Consider the following 18,450-nt stretch of genomic DNA (forward strand, 5'->3'; position numbering starts at 1 on the left):
TGTTTTTATCCAAAGTCTCCTGGATAATGTGTTGAATTTATGTCAGGACAACCATATTTTTTCATAAATTAGATGACAGGGATCAGTTTGGCACTGCAAAAGTAAGCCAGGCTAATTTTATACCATGATAACTTAAATATATGAACAAGGTACTTCATCGGGACTATTTTAACTTTCTGGCTATAGACCATAAATCGGTCAGTTGGATATTGCTGGTCGGAGCGGTTTTGATGAGCTCCTGTCGGACTATCAAAGATCCCGGTATACGGGATGCACTATACAATAGCACTTGCAATCAACGAAACCTCTATAGCTATACCGCTGATCAGCTTCCGGTAGCACTGCATCAGCAGCAGCTGTCAAAGCGTTTGACGGAAAAATTTGATCACAATACGCTTAATATGGCCAATGCCATAGGTATATTGGATCTGATGGATAAATATATGCAGCTGCGAACCAGGGGAGACAGTACCAGTATGGATGCCCGGGTCCGTATGTTAGAGCTCAAGCAGGATATCGACCATCGGATAAATGCGGCCTCAATCGAGATTTCTGCCGTCTCTTCGGAGATGGACTGTGAAGAGGAAAGAGTGAGTCAGGTCGCTAACTACCTCAAAGGAAGACAGGGGGATCGCGAGTCCAAATTGACAAAAGGAGCCATTGTCGTCGGGGCTTTGGGTGCTATCCTTGCCGGTGGCGCGATTAAAAATGAAGGGGTAAGCAATACCATTGGTATTACCGCGGGTATTGGTGAGGCAGGCCTGGGTTTGATGATGCTTTTTAATAAGGAATCTGTCGAATTTTATCACAAACGAAATGCCTTAAAAGATGTATGGGACAATGTGGAGACTTCGGCAATCTTTCCGCCGCTGGTCTGGTATTACCTCAAATACAAGAATCCGTCTATCGGGCAGGATAAATCGCTAAGAGAACAGATTGTAGAAAAATGGACCAACCTGGGGCAGATCAACCTGGATCCCAAGAAGTCTTCTGCACCACTCTTTTTTGGTGAAGGAGGCAAGTACTCAACGGACGAACTGGAGAACCGGGCGGATATGTATGATCAGCTGGAATCCAGCATTACACTTATGAAGCAGGATCTCAAAGCGCTTATGCTGGCACTTGACAAGATTTAGCGCGATCATGTCTGCCGAGCGACTAACAATACTTAAGTAATACAGTGAAACTGTCGTTATAACCGTTACCCATTACATGCTTGCAAGGAATCCAGCCAAAATGTAAACTCAATTGAACTATTTGAAAAGAACAGTTGTTTAGTAGTAAACAATAGATTATGGCAGAGAAAAATATGCACAACCAAGAAGCATTAGATAAGTTAAAGTCGATCGTTGATCAGATCGACATTGGTACAATTTGTTCTTTTAGTCAGGAATCACCGTACCCACATGGTGTGCCGATGAGTAGGCAGGAGGTGGACAATGAGGGGAATATCTGGTATATCTGCTCTGCGGAGAGCGAGACATATAAGAATATTGAGAAGGATCCAAAAGTTTCGGTTTTTTACGCTGATCCCAAAAATTATACTTTCTTAAGTATCAATGGTACGGCTAGCTTATCTAGAGATCAGGATAGAATAGATCGCTACTGGAACAAAATGATGGAAGGCTGGTTTGAAAAAGGGAAAGAAGATCCTAACATTAGATTATTGCGGGTAAGTCCCAGGGATGCTCATTATTGGGATTCGAATTCGAATATGATTGTCAATCTTTTTCAAATGCTGAAAGCTACGATAACAGGAAATACCGAAGATATTGGCAAGGAAGGTGACTTAAATCTTTAAACGGGCAGCTGACTAAAGAGGAAGTTGAGGAAGATAGCCAAGCTAGGGTATGACCGTATAGATTGAAACAAAGGCTATAAAAATGTATCAGTAAATCCGCTAAGAATCGAATATTTGAAAGGTGATCGAAGGCGATTGATACAGTCAAAGAGAAATAGAGGTGTCCAAAAAAAATGGACACCTCGTTTTGTTTTCAGCGAGTTGTTATTTACATGGTTTTAATAGTTTTCTACATGCCTAATTGAGTAAATATTTGTTTTTTTGTTAATGATGTCACGTAAAGCTACAATTGTAAACTGTTGCGGATTGTCGGTTTTCAGGGTTATTGGTTATAACCCGTTGATTCTATATCTACCAGATTTCATACACAAATAAAACAGAATCCCAATGAATAGAATATTGTTTTTTGTCATGTTTAGTTTTTGTCTGTGCCCTATTTATGCACAGGAAATTGACTTACGGGGCCGTTGGCAATTTAGGTTGGATCCGGAAGACGAAGGGGAAAAAAACAATTGGCAGCTGAGTGATTTTAAGGAGTCATTAACCTTGCCGGGATCTTTAGCTTCTAACAATCAGGGCTATCGGATAGGCGCACATACCAAATGGACTGGAGCCATCGTTGATTCTACCTGGTTCAAGTCCGAGCGTTATGCCAAATTTCGTACAGCGGATAATTATAAGACAATTTTTTGGCTGCAACCTAATAAAAATTTTGTTGGTTCGGCATGGTATAGCCGTAAATTCACGATCACTCAGTCCATGAGCACCGAGCAGATGCTACTTACTTTGGAAAGACCACATTGGGAAACGACCGTTTGGATTGATGGCAGGAAAATAGGTATGCGAAATTCTTTGGCTACTGCCCATGAATATGCTATCGGGCGGCTCAAATCAGGTACACATCGGATTACAATCCGGGTAGATAACCGAATTAAAGATATTGATGTTGGTGCCAATGCACATAGTGTTTCTGACCATACACAAACGAATTGGAATGGTATTATCGGCCAAATGGGGTTGAGGGCTGTTCCGCTAGTTTCGATCGAGCATATTGCTGTTTATCCGGACGTCGACAACAAGCAGATCCGCGTGGTCATGAAGACTAACAATAGGACTGAAACACAAAAAAATATAAACTTTATGCTAAATGCTTCTTCCAAATTAGCACCGAAAGTTCATCAAATCAAACCAATACATGAAAAACATCCTGTTCCTGTTGGCAAAGGCCGATTAGAATTGATTTATCCAATGGGGGAGACTTTCTATAAATGGGACGAGTTTACACCCTTTTTGTATAATCTAACAATAAGTACAGTTGATGGAAAAGACAAAAAATCCTATGATGCGACTTTTGGAATGAGAAAGTTATCAGTTAAAGGGACGCAATTTGAGATCAATGATCGTTTGACTTTTCTCCGCGGGACATTGGACTGTGCTGTGTTTCCTAAAACGGGCTATCCTCCGACAGCTATCGGGGAGTGGAAACGTATTTTTCAAGTTGTTAAAAATCATGGTCTGAACCATGTTCGATTTCATTCCTGGTGTCCGCCAAAAGCAGCCTTTGAGGCAGCAGATGAATTGGGTGTCTATCTGCAGGTAGAAGGTGGTGGATGGACAAAGGTTGGGGAGGGAAATAGATTTGATAAATGGATCTATCAGGAATCGGAGCTAATTTTAGATACTTATGGCAATCATCCTTCTTTTATTTTATATACCTATGGTAATGAGCCTGATGGTGATCGCCAAGGTGAATTTCTTGGTCGTTTGACCGACTATTTGAAGAAATATGATAATAGGCATCTTTACACAGCGGGGGCAGGCTGGCCAGATATAAAAGCCAATGAATTCTATGATGCGATGTATCCGCGCTTATATGTGTGGGGGGATGGCTTGAAAAGTCACAACAACGCAAATCCGCCATCAACAGATTTCGATTGGGCTAAAATTATCGGCAAATATAAAGTGCCGTATATTTCTCATGAAGTGGGGCAATGGTGTGCCTATCCCAATTTCAAGGAAATCCGTAAGTATGATGGTGTTTTGAAGGCGCATAATTTTGAAGTTTTTCAGGAAACACTACAAGACGCTAAATTAGGGGATCTCGCGGATGACTTTCTGATGGCAAGTGGACGGCACCAGGCACTGACCTACAAAGCCGATATCGAAGCTGCCTTACGAACGCCAGGATTCGCTGGGTTTCAACTGTTGGGGCTGAGTGATTTTCCAGGGCAAGGGACAGCATTAGTAGGTGTACTTGACGCATTCTGGGAAGAAAAGGGATATATTTCTCCTGACGAATTTAAATCTTTCTCTGGTGGGACGGTGCCCTTGGTGAGGCTTCCGAAAATGGTTTACGAAAACACCGAGGTTTTGAATGCCACTGTAGAAATTGCACATTTTGGCCGGGAAGAAATAAAGGATATTTTACCAGTATGGGAAATCACCAAAGATGACGGTAGTTTGATTGGTCGTGGCGTATTGGAGCGGACAGCCATACCTTTGGGTAATGGAACCATGCTTGGCAACATTCAGTATGATCTGGCTGACATTAGCGAGCCTGAAGCTTTGTTGTTGACTGTAAAGGTTGGCCAGTATAGTAATCAATGGAAGATTTGGGTATATCCACATACGGCTGAAGTTGATCCTGGAGATGTTTACATAACCGATACCTTGGATAGCAAAGCTCATCTGGTCTTGGAGAAAGGTGGAAAAGTACTCTTTTCACCCCGTAAAGGGACTATCAAACCGGAAAAAGGTGGTGAAATCGTAATGGGGTATTCGCCGATCTTCTGGAATACGGCATGGACGAAAAAGTTAGCCCCCCATGTGATGGGTGTCATGGTCGATCCAAAACATCCTGCGTTTTCATTGTTCCCTACGGATTATCATTCAGATTTTCAATGGTGGGGATTGGTCTCTCATGCGAACGTGATGTTAATGGATGAACTTGGAGAAAATATACAACCTATTGTACGTGTAATAGATGACTGGTTTAGCAATAGGTCACTTGGATTAATTGTAGAGGGCAGAGTCGGTGCTGGAAAACTGATTATTTCAACTGCAGACCTGCTTCATGATTCGGCAAATCGGCTGGAAATAAAACAGATGAAAAAATCATTGCTTAAGTATATGAATTCCGGTTCGTTCGATCCCAAAAATATGTTTGAACGGGCTAAAGTAGCTGCTATGTTTTATTAAAATCGCCATGATTATATAGCCAATCGTTTTCAACATGCATTTCCCCTTCTGGCGGACGAGTTACTTTTTCAGTTTGTATATGAAAAGTATTCAATGGCTGAGGAGAGATCGGCAAATTGTTTTTGTATGGTACATAATTAAATTGCTTATAAAAAGCAAATTGTCTAATTTTGATTCAGATAATATTGGCCAAAACATTAAAACTATGAAAGAAAAGGAACTAACCGAGTTAACCGATCAGGAACTGTTGGATAGAAAAAAGCAGCAAAAAAGTAGCAAATTGATCAATGCCATACTTGTCGGATTTTGTGCCGGTGTTATTGTTTATGGTGTCGTAAATAAGGGGATTACTATTTTTACGTTTATGCTTATTGTTATGGGCGCTTGGGCCTTTATTCGCTGGAGGAAATCGGATGAAGCGCTGGACAACGAGTTGAAATCCAGAAATCTGAACGAAAAATAGCTTTTGCTCCTTGAAAACAAAACCGGGAACCCGAAAGCGCCCGGTTTTGAAATCATCAAGAATCTACATGCCAATGGAGTATGATTTGCGCTTATATTAAGCATTGTCGCGCAGCATTTTTATAGTATCATGCGCTTCCAACTGTTTGTTAAGTTGAATGGTTAAAACATTTTTAACACTGGGCGAGAGTGTATCAATATCGTCCTCCAAAATCTTTTTATAGGTAGCTTTAAAAGCATCTTCACCTTTCTCACAGCTTTCCAGCAGACTCTTTTTATCGTTGCCGGTGACATTTACCTTGATGCCCATCCATGCTCGAAATAGTTTACCACTAAGCATGGTGCTGTCTGTGGGCTCTTCTCCCTCCAATTTCAGGTAAGGGGTCAATTCGGTAATGAAGGATTCGGATTGTTCAATATATTTTCTAAAATCCGCTTCCAATTCATGCAGGCCGTGGTTGTGTGCAAGTTCGATAGCTTTTTGATAGCCTTCGATTCTATCGTTATTGATTTTGATAATGTCATTGATAACTGCGGGGTCATTGATGTTATGTTCCATATTAAATTTGATTTGTTTTCTAAAAAGAAACATTCCGTTGGATTGCTTCGTTTACAAAAAATGTGATTTAGGTATTTAATCCGCGTTGCGTATTTTTACCAATTGAAATGCCGCGGGACTTTAAAATTGCAAACCACTATTCAGAATTCGATAATGTTATTTAGGCCCTAAGCAGCTGTGTTAAACATTAATTTCACCTGAGAGGTCGGGTTTATCATCGTCTTTTTTTCGCTGCTCAGCCTGCGCTTCTTCAACATCATGGGTACGGTCATCTTTAATACCTGAGAGGTCCGTATTGGGATCTTCATTATCCTGATCCGTATCCAATGGTCGATCGTCTTCATCAGCGGAAAAGGAATCCTCATCCGATCTGGTAAGATCGGGACTCGGTTCTCGTGGATCTGGATTGGGAATAGCGGTAATAACGAAGAGAAGTATTCTGGACCGTAAATCTTTGTGTTTGTTGCGTGTTTTCATACCATTGAATTTTTAGATAGAACCGAACGAATAGACTTAAGGTTGACCGAAGTAATACCCAATTTGCCGCATTTTTACGTAAATTGGAATATGATTGGCACTGTCAAGATGCCATTATTTGATTGATGGTATTACCAGTTTTCATATTTAGATTTGCCTATTGTTGCATAATATGCAAAGAAAATATTTGTTATATTCTTCTACTTAATAGTAACAATAGGTGAATTATATCGTATTTGCTGTCGAATTTTTACTATTTAAAGCTCCAAAAGAAGGCTGTTCCTTTTGAAAACTCAGCTAAAAATAGCTCGTCTCAAAAAAAAACGCCCGAAGAGCGTTTTTTGTAAATCCAATGGATCTGATATTTATAATCAGATTTATTTTTTAGCATCAAGATAAGGCTTATGGTATTGTTCATTAAAGCGTTTTTTATCATCGCGATAACTGCTGACAGCGCCTAATCGATGCATCATTTTGATGTAACACCAGGCGAGGTCGATCTGATAGGGTTTGAAACCACTTCGCGCACTTTTGGGGTAGAGATGGTGGTTGTTGTGCCATTCTCCGGCGACAATACCCGGCCATAGTTGATTGATGGATTTATCTTTTTCATTAAAATCTATTCCTTCCCGTTGTTTATCTTCACCCTTGGCATGGCCTTCATAGTTAAAGGTACGTACACCGATGGCCCAGAAACCAGCCGCACCAAATAGGCAGCAGGCTAGGGCATGACCACCGATCAGAAAGAATACAACATACCAAAATGACCAGTTCAATACCCAGGATAGGATGGCATGGGTCGGATTGACATAAGAACCCCATTTTTGATATTGTGCATAGGTATTGGCTGTAACGCCGGTGTGCTTCATGAGTAACTTAACGCGGTTATAAGAGTTTTCATTCAGATCTTTGGCGATCGGTTGATGGTTGACATCGGCCAAAAAACAATATAGAAATCCAGCCTGCGCGTTATAAGGATCTCCCGGCTGATCGGATTTTGCATGGTGTACATGATGCGAAATGACATATATCTCTTCCGGTATTACATTGATGGTCAGGTTTTGCGTGAAAAAACGCCAAAAGGGATTGCTGAACTTAAAGGCCCCATGAGTGGAAAAACGATGGTGCCAGATCGTTCCATGCGTCCCCATAATGATCATACTATAGATAAAGGCTGCCAGTACTGTCCACCAGCTCAGGTGAGCAAAGAGAAAGACAAAGAAAAATGGAATAAGACAAGCTACTTTCAGCCAGCTAAAAAAAGGTAACCAGTTGCGCTGGTCCTTAAAAACATTCAATCTTTTGAAAAATTCACCTAATATTTGTTTTGGGCTAGGTTTAATAAGGTCTCCATTGTCGTCTTTCCAGCCATAGCTGGGTTTTTGGAGTACATGATCTAAAAAGGGCATTCTGTGGGTTGATCTAATTGTTGATAAAGTGCTAAGCTACGGTATATATCGGTTAAAAAGTGTTAATTCCAAAAGTTTAACATATATTCCAAGTCTTTTGCTGCTATGACTAAGCTGCCCAAGAAAGTCAAAGTAACGAAATAGTGATTCGACTCTTTAACTGTTCGTTCCAGATGAATATTAGCCGGCCTGAAATATTGTGAAGTCAATATTAGTATTCTTATAATAATATCTATAGAATTAGTAGTCTTTAAAATATTATTGCTATATTTGACCGTTACGGATATAAAAATAAAGGATATGGCATTAGAATTTCTCGCACAATCATCCCGACCACAACCCATAAATGGCATCTCTTCGCAAAAAAATTACAATGGTTTCATGCGTGAACTATGCAAGCTGAAGGTGTTTGGCAGGATTTTGTACGTAGGTGCACATCCGGATGATGAGAACAATAAGCTACTGACCTTTTTTGCTCAGGATCGGCTTATTGATACCGCTTATTTGTCGCTTACGCGGGGTGAAGGGGGACAGAATTTTATAGGTACAGAAAAAGGTGCCGATTTGGGTGTCCTTCGTGTGCAGGAATCCTTATCTGCCCGGAAGACGGAGGGAACAAAACAATTTTTTACACGCGCCAAAGACTTTGGATTTGTGGAGTCTGCAACTGAAACTATGCTCCGTTGGGATGAGCAGGCAGTGCTTGGGGATATTGTATGGGCCATCCGATACTTTCGTCCGGATATTATGATCACGCGGTTTTCACCCGATATTCCCGATCTTCATGGACATCACCAGAGTTCGGCAATCCTGGCACAAAAGGCTTATGATCTCGCTGCAGATCCACAGGCTTATCCTGAACAGCTGGAGGAATTAGCTGTTTGGCAGGTACAGCGTCTGTTTTGGAATGTTTATCAGGAGAGTGGTGTCAAAGATATCGGTGGCCAAGTAAGGCCTTTGCCGCATCATTTTTCGGTAAATATCCCCACATATAATCGTTATTCGGGCTTACATCATGGTGAGATTGCAGCTGAAAGCCGTAATAAACACCGATCCCAGGCGATGGCCAGTTTAACACAACATAGACTTACGCCTGAATATTTTGAATTATTGAAGGGAAAACCTGTTGACCTCAAAACTGCCGATCTGCTATATACTTCGTCTGAAACCGAAGATCTGTATATTCCTGTTTTTAAGAAACTTGTTGACGGTTTGCTTCTGAGACAGGCGCAAGGGGGGAGCCGTGAATTTTCATTGGCGATCGCGACAGTTTTGATCTGGATGAGGACGGTGCCGACAAGTAGCATAATACATGGGAAACGTGCCTATCTTGAACTTCTTTTGCTTCGCTCGCTTGACGTATCCTTTGAAATCAATTCACTGGTCGATCGTTGGGTACCAGGTACTGATGTGCACTTATTTTTGCAGGCAAATATACCGCAGGATTCGGATCTGGTATTGACTCATGTGTCGATTCCCTTTTTTGAAACAGTATATCAGCAAGCGCATCAAGTGTCACATACAGAACGTATAGCGATTACCGGTCGGCTCAGTCCGGCTATTGAACCCTCATTTCCTGCCTGGTTAAAGGAGGAAGGAGACTCGGGTAGTTATTCCCCACAATCATTCAGCGATATTGTACTTGCCCAAAAAGATAATCCCATCCGAGCACAGTTACAACTGCAGTTTGGAGGTTTATCCTTTGCGATCGATGTACCTGTATTGAATAACAATAGGCCGGTTACTATTTCTCCAGCTATTACAGGAGCCTTTCATACCGACATTATTGTTCTGACTGATTCTTCCAGCCGTCTCGTCTCGGTTGACCTACAATCCCATGTGGCTTCTGCCGAGACTATTAGCGTCAGAATCAAGGGGTCAGATGGATTAAAGCTATTTCCCGAAGTACAGTCATTGACTTTGCAGGGCAATGCTTCTGAAAAAATCCATTTTCAGTTAACATCCGTAGGACCCGTTGAACAAATACAACAGATTAGCTTTGAGATAGAAAGTTCTTATGGTATGCAACAGTGGTGTTCAAAATCACTTAGTTATCCCCATATTGAAGATATCTTATATTTTCCTAAAGCCGTTTTAAGGGTTTTAAATAGTTCGGTTGTCAACACCGCCAGAAAAATTGCCTATATCGCCAATAAAAAGGATGAATTGGTAGCTGGACTGGAGCAGATGGTGGATGAGCTCGAACTTATAACTGTATCGGCCTTGAAAGATACAGATCTTTTGACTTTTGATGCTGTGGTATTGGGCATCCGGATTTACAATACTGATCCACAACTGGTGAATTTCCATACACAATTGCGTAATTACATTGAAGCGGGTGGGGTCGTTATCGGCCAATATAATACACCCTATGATCTATCCGTAGACGAGCTGGGTGCTTATCCTTTAACGGTAAGTGGCGAACGGATTACGGATGTTGAATCTGCTGTTAGCTTTCTAGAGCCCGATCATAGGATCTTGAATTATCCAAATAAAATAGGGCAGCATGATTTTGCTAATTGGGTGCAGGATCGTGCGCTGTTTTTACCTAAAGCCTGGAATAGTGAATTTAAACCCATCTTACGTACCCAAAATTTCGACAGAGGAGATGAAGATGGCTTATTGCTTGTCCGTAGAAAGGGAAACGGATATTACATTTACAGTAGTCTCTCCTTGTTCAGACAGCTTCCTGCTGGGGTGTCTGGTGCCTATCGTCTTTTTGCCAATATGCTTTCAATAGGAGGATCTGAGATTTCGGTATAGCGAGCCTGTGCGCAACCTTTAAGATGGTATGAAAAAGAAGCATACTCATGCAGTGCCCTCAAAAAAGTTAGACACTTTCTGGGGGCAGTCTACTAATATGCTCCTTCTTTTACCAAAGATCGTTATTGTACGGAGATGGAACCCACGTCTTTAACGCTTCCTTTTACAACCTGAACGTCTTCAACGGTTTTTTCCATGTAACCCGCAACCGAAGGTTGAACAAGTATTTTATAAGTACCTTCAGACATACCTGGGAAATAGAATTTTCCAACGGAATTTGCCAACGTTCCAACGGTATCCACGCCATTGATGGCGAATACATGAGCCAATGAGGCTGCTGGGGTAACTGTACCTGTAATTGCGCCTGAGGTTGCTACCGGAATTGCACGAATAACTGGTTTAAGTAAATATTGGCCATTACCGGTTTGTACAATCGATTTCGATGCATCAAAATCAAGTAATAGGGTGTAGGCAACATTCGGAATCAACTCATCTTGTACCTTGATTTTCACACCCGAAGATTGACCACTCGGTGTTTTGAGTGAATGACGGACGCCATCAACCCAAATTTCATTTCCTTCATCTTCAAGTTTCAGTCTAATTTCCTGAATCCTACCTGAAGGAACATCATCCCCCGCAATCACCGTATCTTTTCCCATCGTATATTCAAGAATGTTAAAGGGGTCGCCATCAACGTCCAGGCTCTCAACACCTGAGCTTGTGCGAATTTCAATCTCATCAATATTTAGATGGATGGCATCATAATAACCTGGGGCATCGGTCATTTTGATAGTTACAGGGGTTGTTTGTGTAGACTGATTGTCGTCTTTACTGCAGCTGCCTAGTAGCCCTATGGCTGCCAAAGCAACAAAAATAGAATTTGATTTCATAGTTAGTAACTTATTACATATACTTTATATAATTCTGCCATTACAAAGGTTGTGCCACAATAGCAAACCTTATGGTCTTTAAGGCATTTTAGCCATTGTATTAACCGTTGGTCGGGAGAGAGATGGAACACAATAACTAAAAAATCCCATTTTTTAGTTATCATAATAGCTAAAAAAATGGGATTTTCAAATAGGTCGCCTGTATCAGCTATAGCCTGACGCAGCTTTGTATCTCTCAAAAAGGAATATCGTTTTAATTGTCAGTGCTCTATTGTTCCAATAAAGCCAGCAGTTCTTTTGCGGTCTCTTCGGATGAACCGGGATTTTGACCGGTGATCAATTTACCATCTTTGACCACATGACTGCTCCAATCTACACCTTTACTGTAGTGTCCACCAAGTTTGACCAGTTCATCTTCCACTAGGAAAGGGACCACGTCGGTCAGCTGTACAGCTTCTTCCTCCGAATTTGAAAAGCCCGTTACCCTTTTGCCCTGTACCAATGGACTGCCATCGGTATCCTTGACAAACCGGAAAACACCTGGTGCGTGACATACGGCAGCTACAGGCTTATCATGTTTCCAGAATGATTCGATCAAGGCAATCGAAGTTTTGTCATTGGCAAGATCCCAAAGTGGGCCATGGCCACCGGGGTAGAATATCGCATCATAATCTTGCTCTTTAACGTTGCTTAGGGCCAGGCTGTTTGCAAGCTTGTTCTGAAGTTCCATATCTGCGTCGAAACGTCTTGTGGCTGCTGTCTGGAAATCAGGAAGTGCGCTTTTGGGATCTATAGGTGGTTGGCCACCTTTTGGGGATGCGATTGTTACTTCGATTCCGGCGTCATGCAAAACGTAGTAGGGCGCAGCAAATTCCTCCACCCAAAAGCCAGTTTTTTCTCCTGTATCTCCCAATTGATCATGTGATGTAAGTACAACCAACACTTTTAATTTGTCTTTTTTCATATCTTAACTTGTTCTAAGCGGCGATGAAGCTATTTCATCAATCAGTTCCATCTATTAAAAAATTAACCATTTAACACGATAGTACAAAGTAGGGGATAATTCGTAAGATCCCTATGTGATATACATCACATTTTAAGGAATGGTTTGTTTTGGTGATATAGGTCACATTATTTGCTGTGATAAAGCCGGCTGAGCGTTTCCCTGGAGACCCCAAGGTAAGCCGCGATCAAATGTTTGGGAACAAGATTATAAAGTTGGGGATATTGCCGCATCAGTTCCTCATAACGACTGCGGGCATCATTGTTGAGCAGAGAGAGAATTCGTTTCTGTAAACCGATATAACCTCTATTCGAACGCCATCTTAAAAATGTTTCAACCGCGTGGATTTCCTTACATACACGTTCACGATCTTCCCCAAATAGACAGAATACATCAGCGTCGCTGACACAGTCCAGGTTGACCGTTGCTTTCGTATTGTTGTGTAAGGCATTATAATCAGATGCCCACCAGGTCTGAGTCGCAAACTGCAGGATATGCATTTTTTGTTCATCGTTTACCACAAAAGTTTTTAAGCAACCATTGAGGACAAAATATTCGCAGTCTACGGTATCACCAACAGTGATAATCGATTGTTTCTTTTTAAAAGATACCGGTCTGAAAAAGGAAAAGAAATAATCAAATTGTTCATCATTCAACTGAACGGTTTGATGAATATGTTGCCTGAGAATTTCGCGACCAGTCATAGTTTACTTTATTTAATGGACTAAAATTAAGGAAAATCCATTTATAACTGAACATAGGGATTTTTTTTTGGTGCAGTTTATATGAATAAAGTTTTTTCGTCTCGTTAATAGCGCTATTGACCATCTTAGGGCCAAGTCAATACCATCCTTTACGTTAAAACTGATATAAGACTATTTTTACCCCGTATTAACAAGGGTATAATAGGGATTTACCCCTGTTATACTCCTGTCAACCCCCTGTTAACTCCCTGTAATTTCCCTATTAATGTAGGAGCTGACGCGAATAAGGTCATAACCTGTACTTAGCAGAGCCAGTAGTGTTTAAAAGGTAGTACATATAAATCAATGTTTAACCGGTTTAGCTTAAAGGAAAAAACTGATTTTTTTATTTTTTATTTTGTTTATATGAAATTATTTTCTATTTTAGTGTTGCCCATTCAAGGGCACTTTTCATAAAATAGGTTAATAATATGGCTAAAACACCCGGAGTACCCCATGCTATCGGGTGTTTTTTTTTATTAAGATTTTTTATTTTCTATCCTCATTTGATGTAAGCCGGCTATGTACTTCTCGATAGAGGAATATTTTTTCTATTAATCTCGATTTCCCGCTAGGGATTACTTCATTTCAATCGTCATTATTGGAGAATAAACGATTTTTGACAGAAGATAAACCTACTATTATCCATGAAACATAGAAAATTTTATTGTTCTTGTCTATTTGTATTTACCGCATTTTTTGCCATTGGACAGACACAGAATGATGCTATCCAAAAGGTACACCTGATCTTTAAAACGCACTTGGATATTGGATTTACCGAACTGAGTTCCGTTGTGGAACAACGTTATATCCACGAATTTATTCCAAAGGCCATTGCAGTTGCTGAGGAGCTTCGAAATTCAGGAGCCAAAGAACGTTATGTCTGGACAACGGGCTCTTGGTTGATCGCCACCTATCTGGAGCGAGCGAGTCCAGAAAATAAGATGAAATTGGAAGCTGCAATCCGCCGTGGAGATATTGTGTGGAATGCAATCCCTTACACTGTTGAATCGGAATCTTTAAACAAAGCTCTTTTTGGAACCATGCTACAGCTGTCGCGAAAATTGGATCGTCAGTTTGGTAAACAAACCAAGGCCGCGAAGATGACTGATGTTCCGGGACATACTAGAGGAATCGTTCCCTTACTACAAAAAAATGGCATCGATTTTTTACAGGTCGGTGTGAACCCCGCAAGTAAGGTTCCGAATGTCCCTGCACTATGTCGTTGGAAGAGTCCCGATGGCAGTGAAGTGACATTAATGTACCAAAAAGATTATGGTAGCGATATGATCCTGCCCGACGGAAAGACTGCCATGGTCATTGCCTTTACTGGAGATAATCATGGGCCACATACTGTACAACAAGTTAAGGAAATTTATGCATCGATTCAGAAGCGTTATCCAAATGCTACATTACATGCTTCTACCCTGAGTGATGTTGCTAATGTATTGCGTCCAATGAGGGACAAACTTCCTTTGATGACACAGGAAATTGGCGATACATGGATTCATGGCTTTGGAAGTTCACCCTTGATGATGGCTCGTTTTAGAGCGTTGTCTAGATGTTACGAAACCTGGGTTAAGGATGGACGTATCAATCCCAATAGCGATGCTGCTATTCGATTTGCCATTAATCTTGGTCTGGTGGCAGAACATACCTGGGGGCTGGACGTGAAAACTCACCTCCAACATTGGGATACTTATCGCTTTGCTGATTTCAATCAAGCCCTCAATTTACCTGAATTTAAAAAAATAGAAGCGTCATGGGCCGAAAAAGAAGCCCATATAAATGAATCGTTAAAGTTTCTGCCTAAAGACCTTCGTACTGAGGCCGAGCACGTTTTACAACAATTGGCATCGATTCCTAAACCTAATTTTGAAGGGGTGGATGCTGCGCAACAACTTGGTAAAGATGGGACATTCCAACTGAATAAAAAGGGTTTTCGAATGAAAATGGGAGAACTTAGTTATCAAAGCTTTTCGACAGCAGATTTTGAACGTTTTAGGGATTCCTATATCACTCAAAAAGTGGACTGGGCAATTCGGGATTTTGGTAAACCTGGTTTAACACCCCAAATGTCCGAAAGTCGTACGCTAGTGGCCTCTCTTGAAAAGTCTAAATATATTAAAAGCAAAAATGAAATCCATAGCCAGCTAGACTTAACTGCTCTAGGGAAGATTGAACAGGCAGTACTACCCAAACAGGTCTATAGCACTTATCACGTTAATGAAAAAACGAATCATATTCAGTTAAGTTATACCTTGGTGGATAAACCGGCCAATCGTCTTCCGGAAGCCTATTGGTTAAGTTTCTATCCGGAGCAGGTTGTGGACATACTTGTTGAGAAGCTGGGGCAGCCCGTTCGGGTGTTGGATGTGGTTGAAGGTGGTAATCGACAGCTGCATGGCTTGGATCACTATGTGGATATTGTGACAAACGCAGGTAAAATTCGTATCCGTAGCAAAGATGCGCTGCTGGTAGCAATCGGCAAACGGGATTTGTTGAATTATTCCACAGATCAACCTGATTTTCGTGAAGGCCTGCATTTTTGTCTATATAACAATGTTTGGGGAACAAACTTTAGCATGTGGTTTGGTGGTGCAGTGACCTATCGGTTTGATGTTGAGTTGATTCCATAGAAAGATCAAGTAAAAGGATAGTATACATCCAATCGAAATTAAATGAATAGCAATTTAAATACAATCAAATTATACCCAATGAAAACTATTGCCTGTATAGTAGGCCTATTGATGTCGGGATTTGGAAACCCTACATGGGCACAGGATCTAAAAACGAGTTTAACACAAGTGCGCTTTGATCAACAAGGCTTTTATACCTCGATCAAAGTAGATGGCAAAGAGCTGTTGGAATCGGGCCGATATCCCATCGTATCAGTCTATAAGGAGCAAAAAATTATACAACCGAAAGCATTAAAAGTGAATGGGGACCATTTTTCATTGACGATGGAGGATGGCCAGGCTGTGGAACTGAGAGTTGGCCAGAAGAAGGAAGCAATTACATATGAAGTCCTAAAGTTGTCTCCTGCCTATAAGTTGTTGGTGTTTGGACCGGTTAAGATCAAACTTCATGAGGTAGTGGGTGAAGTGGTGGGTGTCGCGCAGGGAGAGGATCTCGCATTTGGTATGCAGGCGCTGCATGTAAAGACTGTTGCGGGTATACCGGAGGATTATATTGGAGCATATAGTAAAGCATTCAATTATCAAGGGCAAAATAGTAATCTTTCGGTAGCTAGTATTTCTTTTGGTCATTTTGCTGCTGTGGATGCCGGGAACGGAGCAGTGTTTCAGCTGTCGGCCAAGAACCGAAATACCAAAGAAGTGCAAAATGTCAAAGGCCTAAATCATATGGTAACTTTGCCTGTCGAAGGTGCCGATGGGTTGATCGCAGGGGCCAAAGTGGCGCTTTTCGGAGATAAAAGAAGCCAGATCTTAACACGTATAGGAAGAGTAGAAGTTGAGCAGGGTTTACCTCATCCAATGATTGCCGGTGAATGGGCCAAGGTATCTCGTAATGCCATGCGTTCGTATTTGATCACCAATTTCTCAGCTGCCAATCTGGATTTTGCATTGGAAAAAACAAAACGTGCCGGATTTAAAAATCTATATCACCCCGATCCTTTCCTTAACTGGGGACATTTCGAATGGCGCAAAGAATTGAGTGCCGAGGCTGATGCAGGTATGAAGAAGCTGGTGGATAGGGCTGGGCAACAGGGCATCAATATCGGTATCCATACTTTGTCAAATTTTACGACAACAAACGATCCTTATGTGACACCGATCCCGAGTAAGCATTTGCTAAAACAAGGTGAATTGAAACTTGTTGGGGCATTGGATGCGAATCAACAAGAAATTGCGGTTCAGCAAAGTGAATTATTTTCCCTACCGCTTACACTCAACACGCTTCAGATTGAAGACGAACTGATTACATATGATAAGGCCGAGAAAAAGGGGGAACAATGGGTATTGACAAACTGTGTGCGTGGGGCTTTTGGCACACAAAGGGCGAGTCATGGACTGGAGAATATAGTCTATAAATTATGGGACTATCCCTATAAGACTTTATTCCCTGATTTGACGCTTCAAGATGAATACGCTAAACGATTAGCCGCTATTTTCAATAAAACGGGTATTAAACAGATTTCGTTTGATGGTCTTGAAGGTTGTATGTATACGGGGCAGGACTACTATGCAACGGGGAAATTTGTTTCTGATTTTTATAGAGGACTTGATAACAAGGCTGATCTGATCAACGATGCCAGTCGTCTCGATCATTACCTATGGCATATTCATACGCGAATGAACTGGGGGGAGCCATGGGGAGAAGAAATGCGCGCAGGGCAGGTGGAAAATCGAATCAAGAATCAGGATTACTTTCAGCGGAATCTGTTTCCGCGAATGCTGGGTTGGTTTTTGGTACGTTTAGCGGATCGTAAATTTGAGGCAACTTCCCTCGAGGATCTCGAATGGGCACTCTCCGAATCTGCAGGTTTTGACTCAGGATACGCCATGAGTATTGATATTAAGACTTTGCAACAACATGGACAGATAGACCTGTTATTAGAAAGCATGAAGAATTGGGATCAATTGCGGCTTGCCGATGTTTTTACGGCTGAACAAAAACTCAGGTTGAAGGATCCAAAGACCGAATGGCATTTGGAGAAGATTGACGAGACGAAATTTATGTTATATCCATTATTTGTCTCTAAAAAATACCATTGTGACCTATCTTCGATGCAGCCGGGACAACCGGGGGGAGCAGATTGGTCATGGGAGTCGCCAGAAGAAAGCACTTTTGCCTTACGTATGAAAATTGAAGGAGATGGTACCATTGAAAATCCATCTTTTAAAACGGATAAGGGAATTGTCAAAATCCTGGGTAAACTGGAAAAGGATCAATACATCTTATTAGATCATAAGGGAAAAGCAACTTTGACGGATAAAAATTATCGTTTAATAGCTGCTTTATCTGTGGAGGGAACGGCGGTTTTACCAAAAGGTGGCTCTGCAGTTGCATTTTCTTGTGACACAAATAGCGATGAAAAACCCGAAGTTATTGTGCGATATAATACGCGTATGAAAGGGGAAACATTGAATTTAGTTAAAAAATAAAAATACAAATAGTTAT

The 18,450-nt window shown here is 41.3% G+C and carries 13 protein-coding genes; 7 read left to right on the forward strand and 6 right to left on the reverse strand.

The genetic code is table 11. The features are described from left to right. Nucleotides 1–140 precede the first annotated feature (140 nt). From BWD42_RS12200 to BWD42_RS12215, 4 genes are all read left to right on the forward strand, one after another. The gene (locus BWD42_RS12200; protein WP_077436657.1) at nucleotides 141–1,136 is read left to right on the forward strand and encodes a hypothetical protein; all 996 of its coding nucleotides are present in this window, start codon (nucleotides 141–143) and stop codon (nucleotides 1,134–1,136) included. Between the two features lie 158 nt (nucleotides 1,137–1,294). Beyond that, nucleotides 1,295–1,801: a pyridoxamine 5'-phosphate oxidase family protein gene (locus BWD42_RS12205; protein WP_077436659.1), complete on the forward strand. Its 507-nt coding sequence runs from the start codon at nucleotides 1,295–1,297 to the stop codon at nucleotides 1,799–1,801. Between the two features lie 387 nt (nucleotides 1,802–2,188). Continuing rightward, nucleotides 2,189–4,999 (forward strand): glycoside hydrolase family 2, encoded by a 2,811-nt coding sequence (locus BWD42_RS12210; RefSeq protein WP_077436661.1) that lies wholly within the window; start codon nucleotides 2,189–2,191, stop codon nucleotides 4,997–4,999. Between the two features lie 205 nt (nucleotides 5,000–5,204). Then, complete coding sequence (locus BWD42_RS12215; protein WP_139351134.1) at nucleotides 5,205–5,462, forward strand: hypothetical protein; 258 nt, start codon at nucleotides 5,205–5,207, stop codon at nucleotides 5,460–5,462. 96 nt (nucleotides 5,463–5,558) lie between these two features. On the opposite strand, the gene BWD42_RS12220 is transcribed toward BWD42_RS12215, so the two are convergent. From BWD42_RS12220 to BWD42_RS12230, 3 genes are all read right to left on the reverse strand, one after another. Beyond that, nucleotides 5,559–6,020 carry a ferritin-like domain-containing protein gene (locus tag BWD42_RS12220; RefSeq protein WP_175992049.1) on the reverse strand — a complete coding sequence of 154 codons (462 nt, stop codon included), beginning with the start codon at nucleotides 6,018–6,020 and terminating at the stop codon, nucleotides 5,559–5,561. A 180-nt stretch (nucleotides 6,021–6,200) separates the two neighbouring features. Beyond that, nucleotides 6,201–6,497, reverse strand: a complete 297-nt coding sequence (locus tag BWD42_RS12225) for a hypothetical protein (protein ID WP_077436667.1) — start codon at nucleotides 6,495–6,497, stop codon at nucleotides 6,201–6,203. A 377-nt stretch (nucleotides 6,498–6,874) separates the two neighbouring features. Then, nucleotides 6,875–7,906, reverse strand: coding sequence for a fatty acid desaturase (locus BWD42_RS12230; protein WP_077436669.1), 1,032 nt, complete (start codon nucleotides 7,904–7,906; stop codon nucleotides 6,875–6,877). A 300-nt stretch (nucleotides 7,907–8,206) separates the two neighbouring features. Between BWD42_RS12230 and BWD42_RS12235 the strand changes: the two genes are divergently transcribed. After that, nucleotides 8,207–10,669 (forward strand): PIG-L family deacetylase, encoded by a 2,463-nt coding sequence (locus tag BWD42_RS12235; protein ID WP_077436671.1) that lies wholly within the window; start codon nucleotides 8,207–8,209, stop codon nucleotides 10,667–10,669. 122 nt (nucleotides 10,670–10,791) lie between these two features. Here BWD42_RS12235 and BWD42_RS12240 read toward each other — a convergent pair whose 3' ends face one another. The 3 genes from BWD42_RS12240 to BWD42_RS12255 all read right to left on the reverse strand — a co-directional run bounded on the left by BWD42_RS12240 (nucleotide 10,792) and on the right by BWD42_RS12255 (nucleotide 13,266). Then, nucleotides 10,792–11,559 (reverse strand): DUF4382 domain-containing protein, encoded by a 768-nt coding sequence (locus BWD42_RS12240; protein WP_077436672.1) that lies wholly within the window; start codon nucleotides 11,557–11,559, stop codon nucleotides 10,792–10,794. Between the two features lie 268 nt (nucleotides 11,560–11,827). Then, nucleotides 11,828–12,523 carry a type 1 glutamine amidotransferase domain-containing protein gene (locus BWD42_RS12250; RefSeq protein WP_077436674.1) on the reverse strand — a complete coding sequence of 232 codons (696 nt, stop codon included), beginning with the start codon at nucleotides 12,521–12,523 and terminating at the stop codon, nucleotides 11,828–11,830. Nucleotides 12,524–12,690: 167 nt separating this feature from the next. Next, nucleotides 12,691–13,266, reverse strand: a complete 576-nt coding sequence (locus BWD42_RS12255) for a Crp/Fnr family transcriptional regulator (RefSeq protein ID WP_077436675.1) — start codon at nucleotides 13,264–13,266, stop codon at nucleotides 12,691–12,693. Nucleotides 13,267–13,952: 686 nt separating this feature from the next. On the opposite strand from BWD42_RS12255, the gene BWD42_RS12260 reads away from it, so the two are divergent. Then, nucleotides 13,953–15,944, forward strand: a complete 1,992-nt coding sequence (locus BWD42_RS12260; protein WP_077436676.1) for a DUF5054 domain-containing protein — start codon at nucleotides 13,953–13,955, stop codon at nucleotides 15,942–15,944. Between the two features lie 42 nt (nucleotides 15,945–15,986). After that, on the forward strand, nucleotides 15,987–18,434 hold the full coding sequence (locus tag BWD42_RS12265) for a hypothetical protein (protein ID WP_217700064.1): 2,448 nt from the start codon (nucleotides 15,987–15,989) through the stop codon (nucleotides 18,432–18,434). Nucleotides 18,435–18,450 lie beyond the last annotated feature (16 nt).

It is taken from the genome of Sphingobacterium sp. CZ-UAM (assembly GCF_002000245.1).
Classification (GTDB): Bacteria; Bacteroidota; Bacteroidia; order Sphingobacteriales; family Sphingobacteriaceae; genus Sphingobacterium.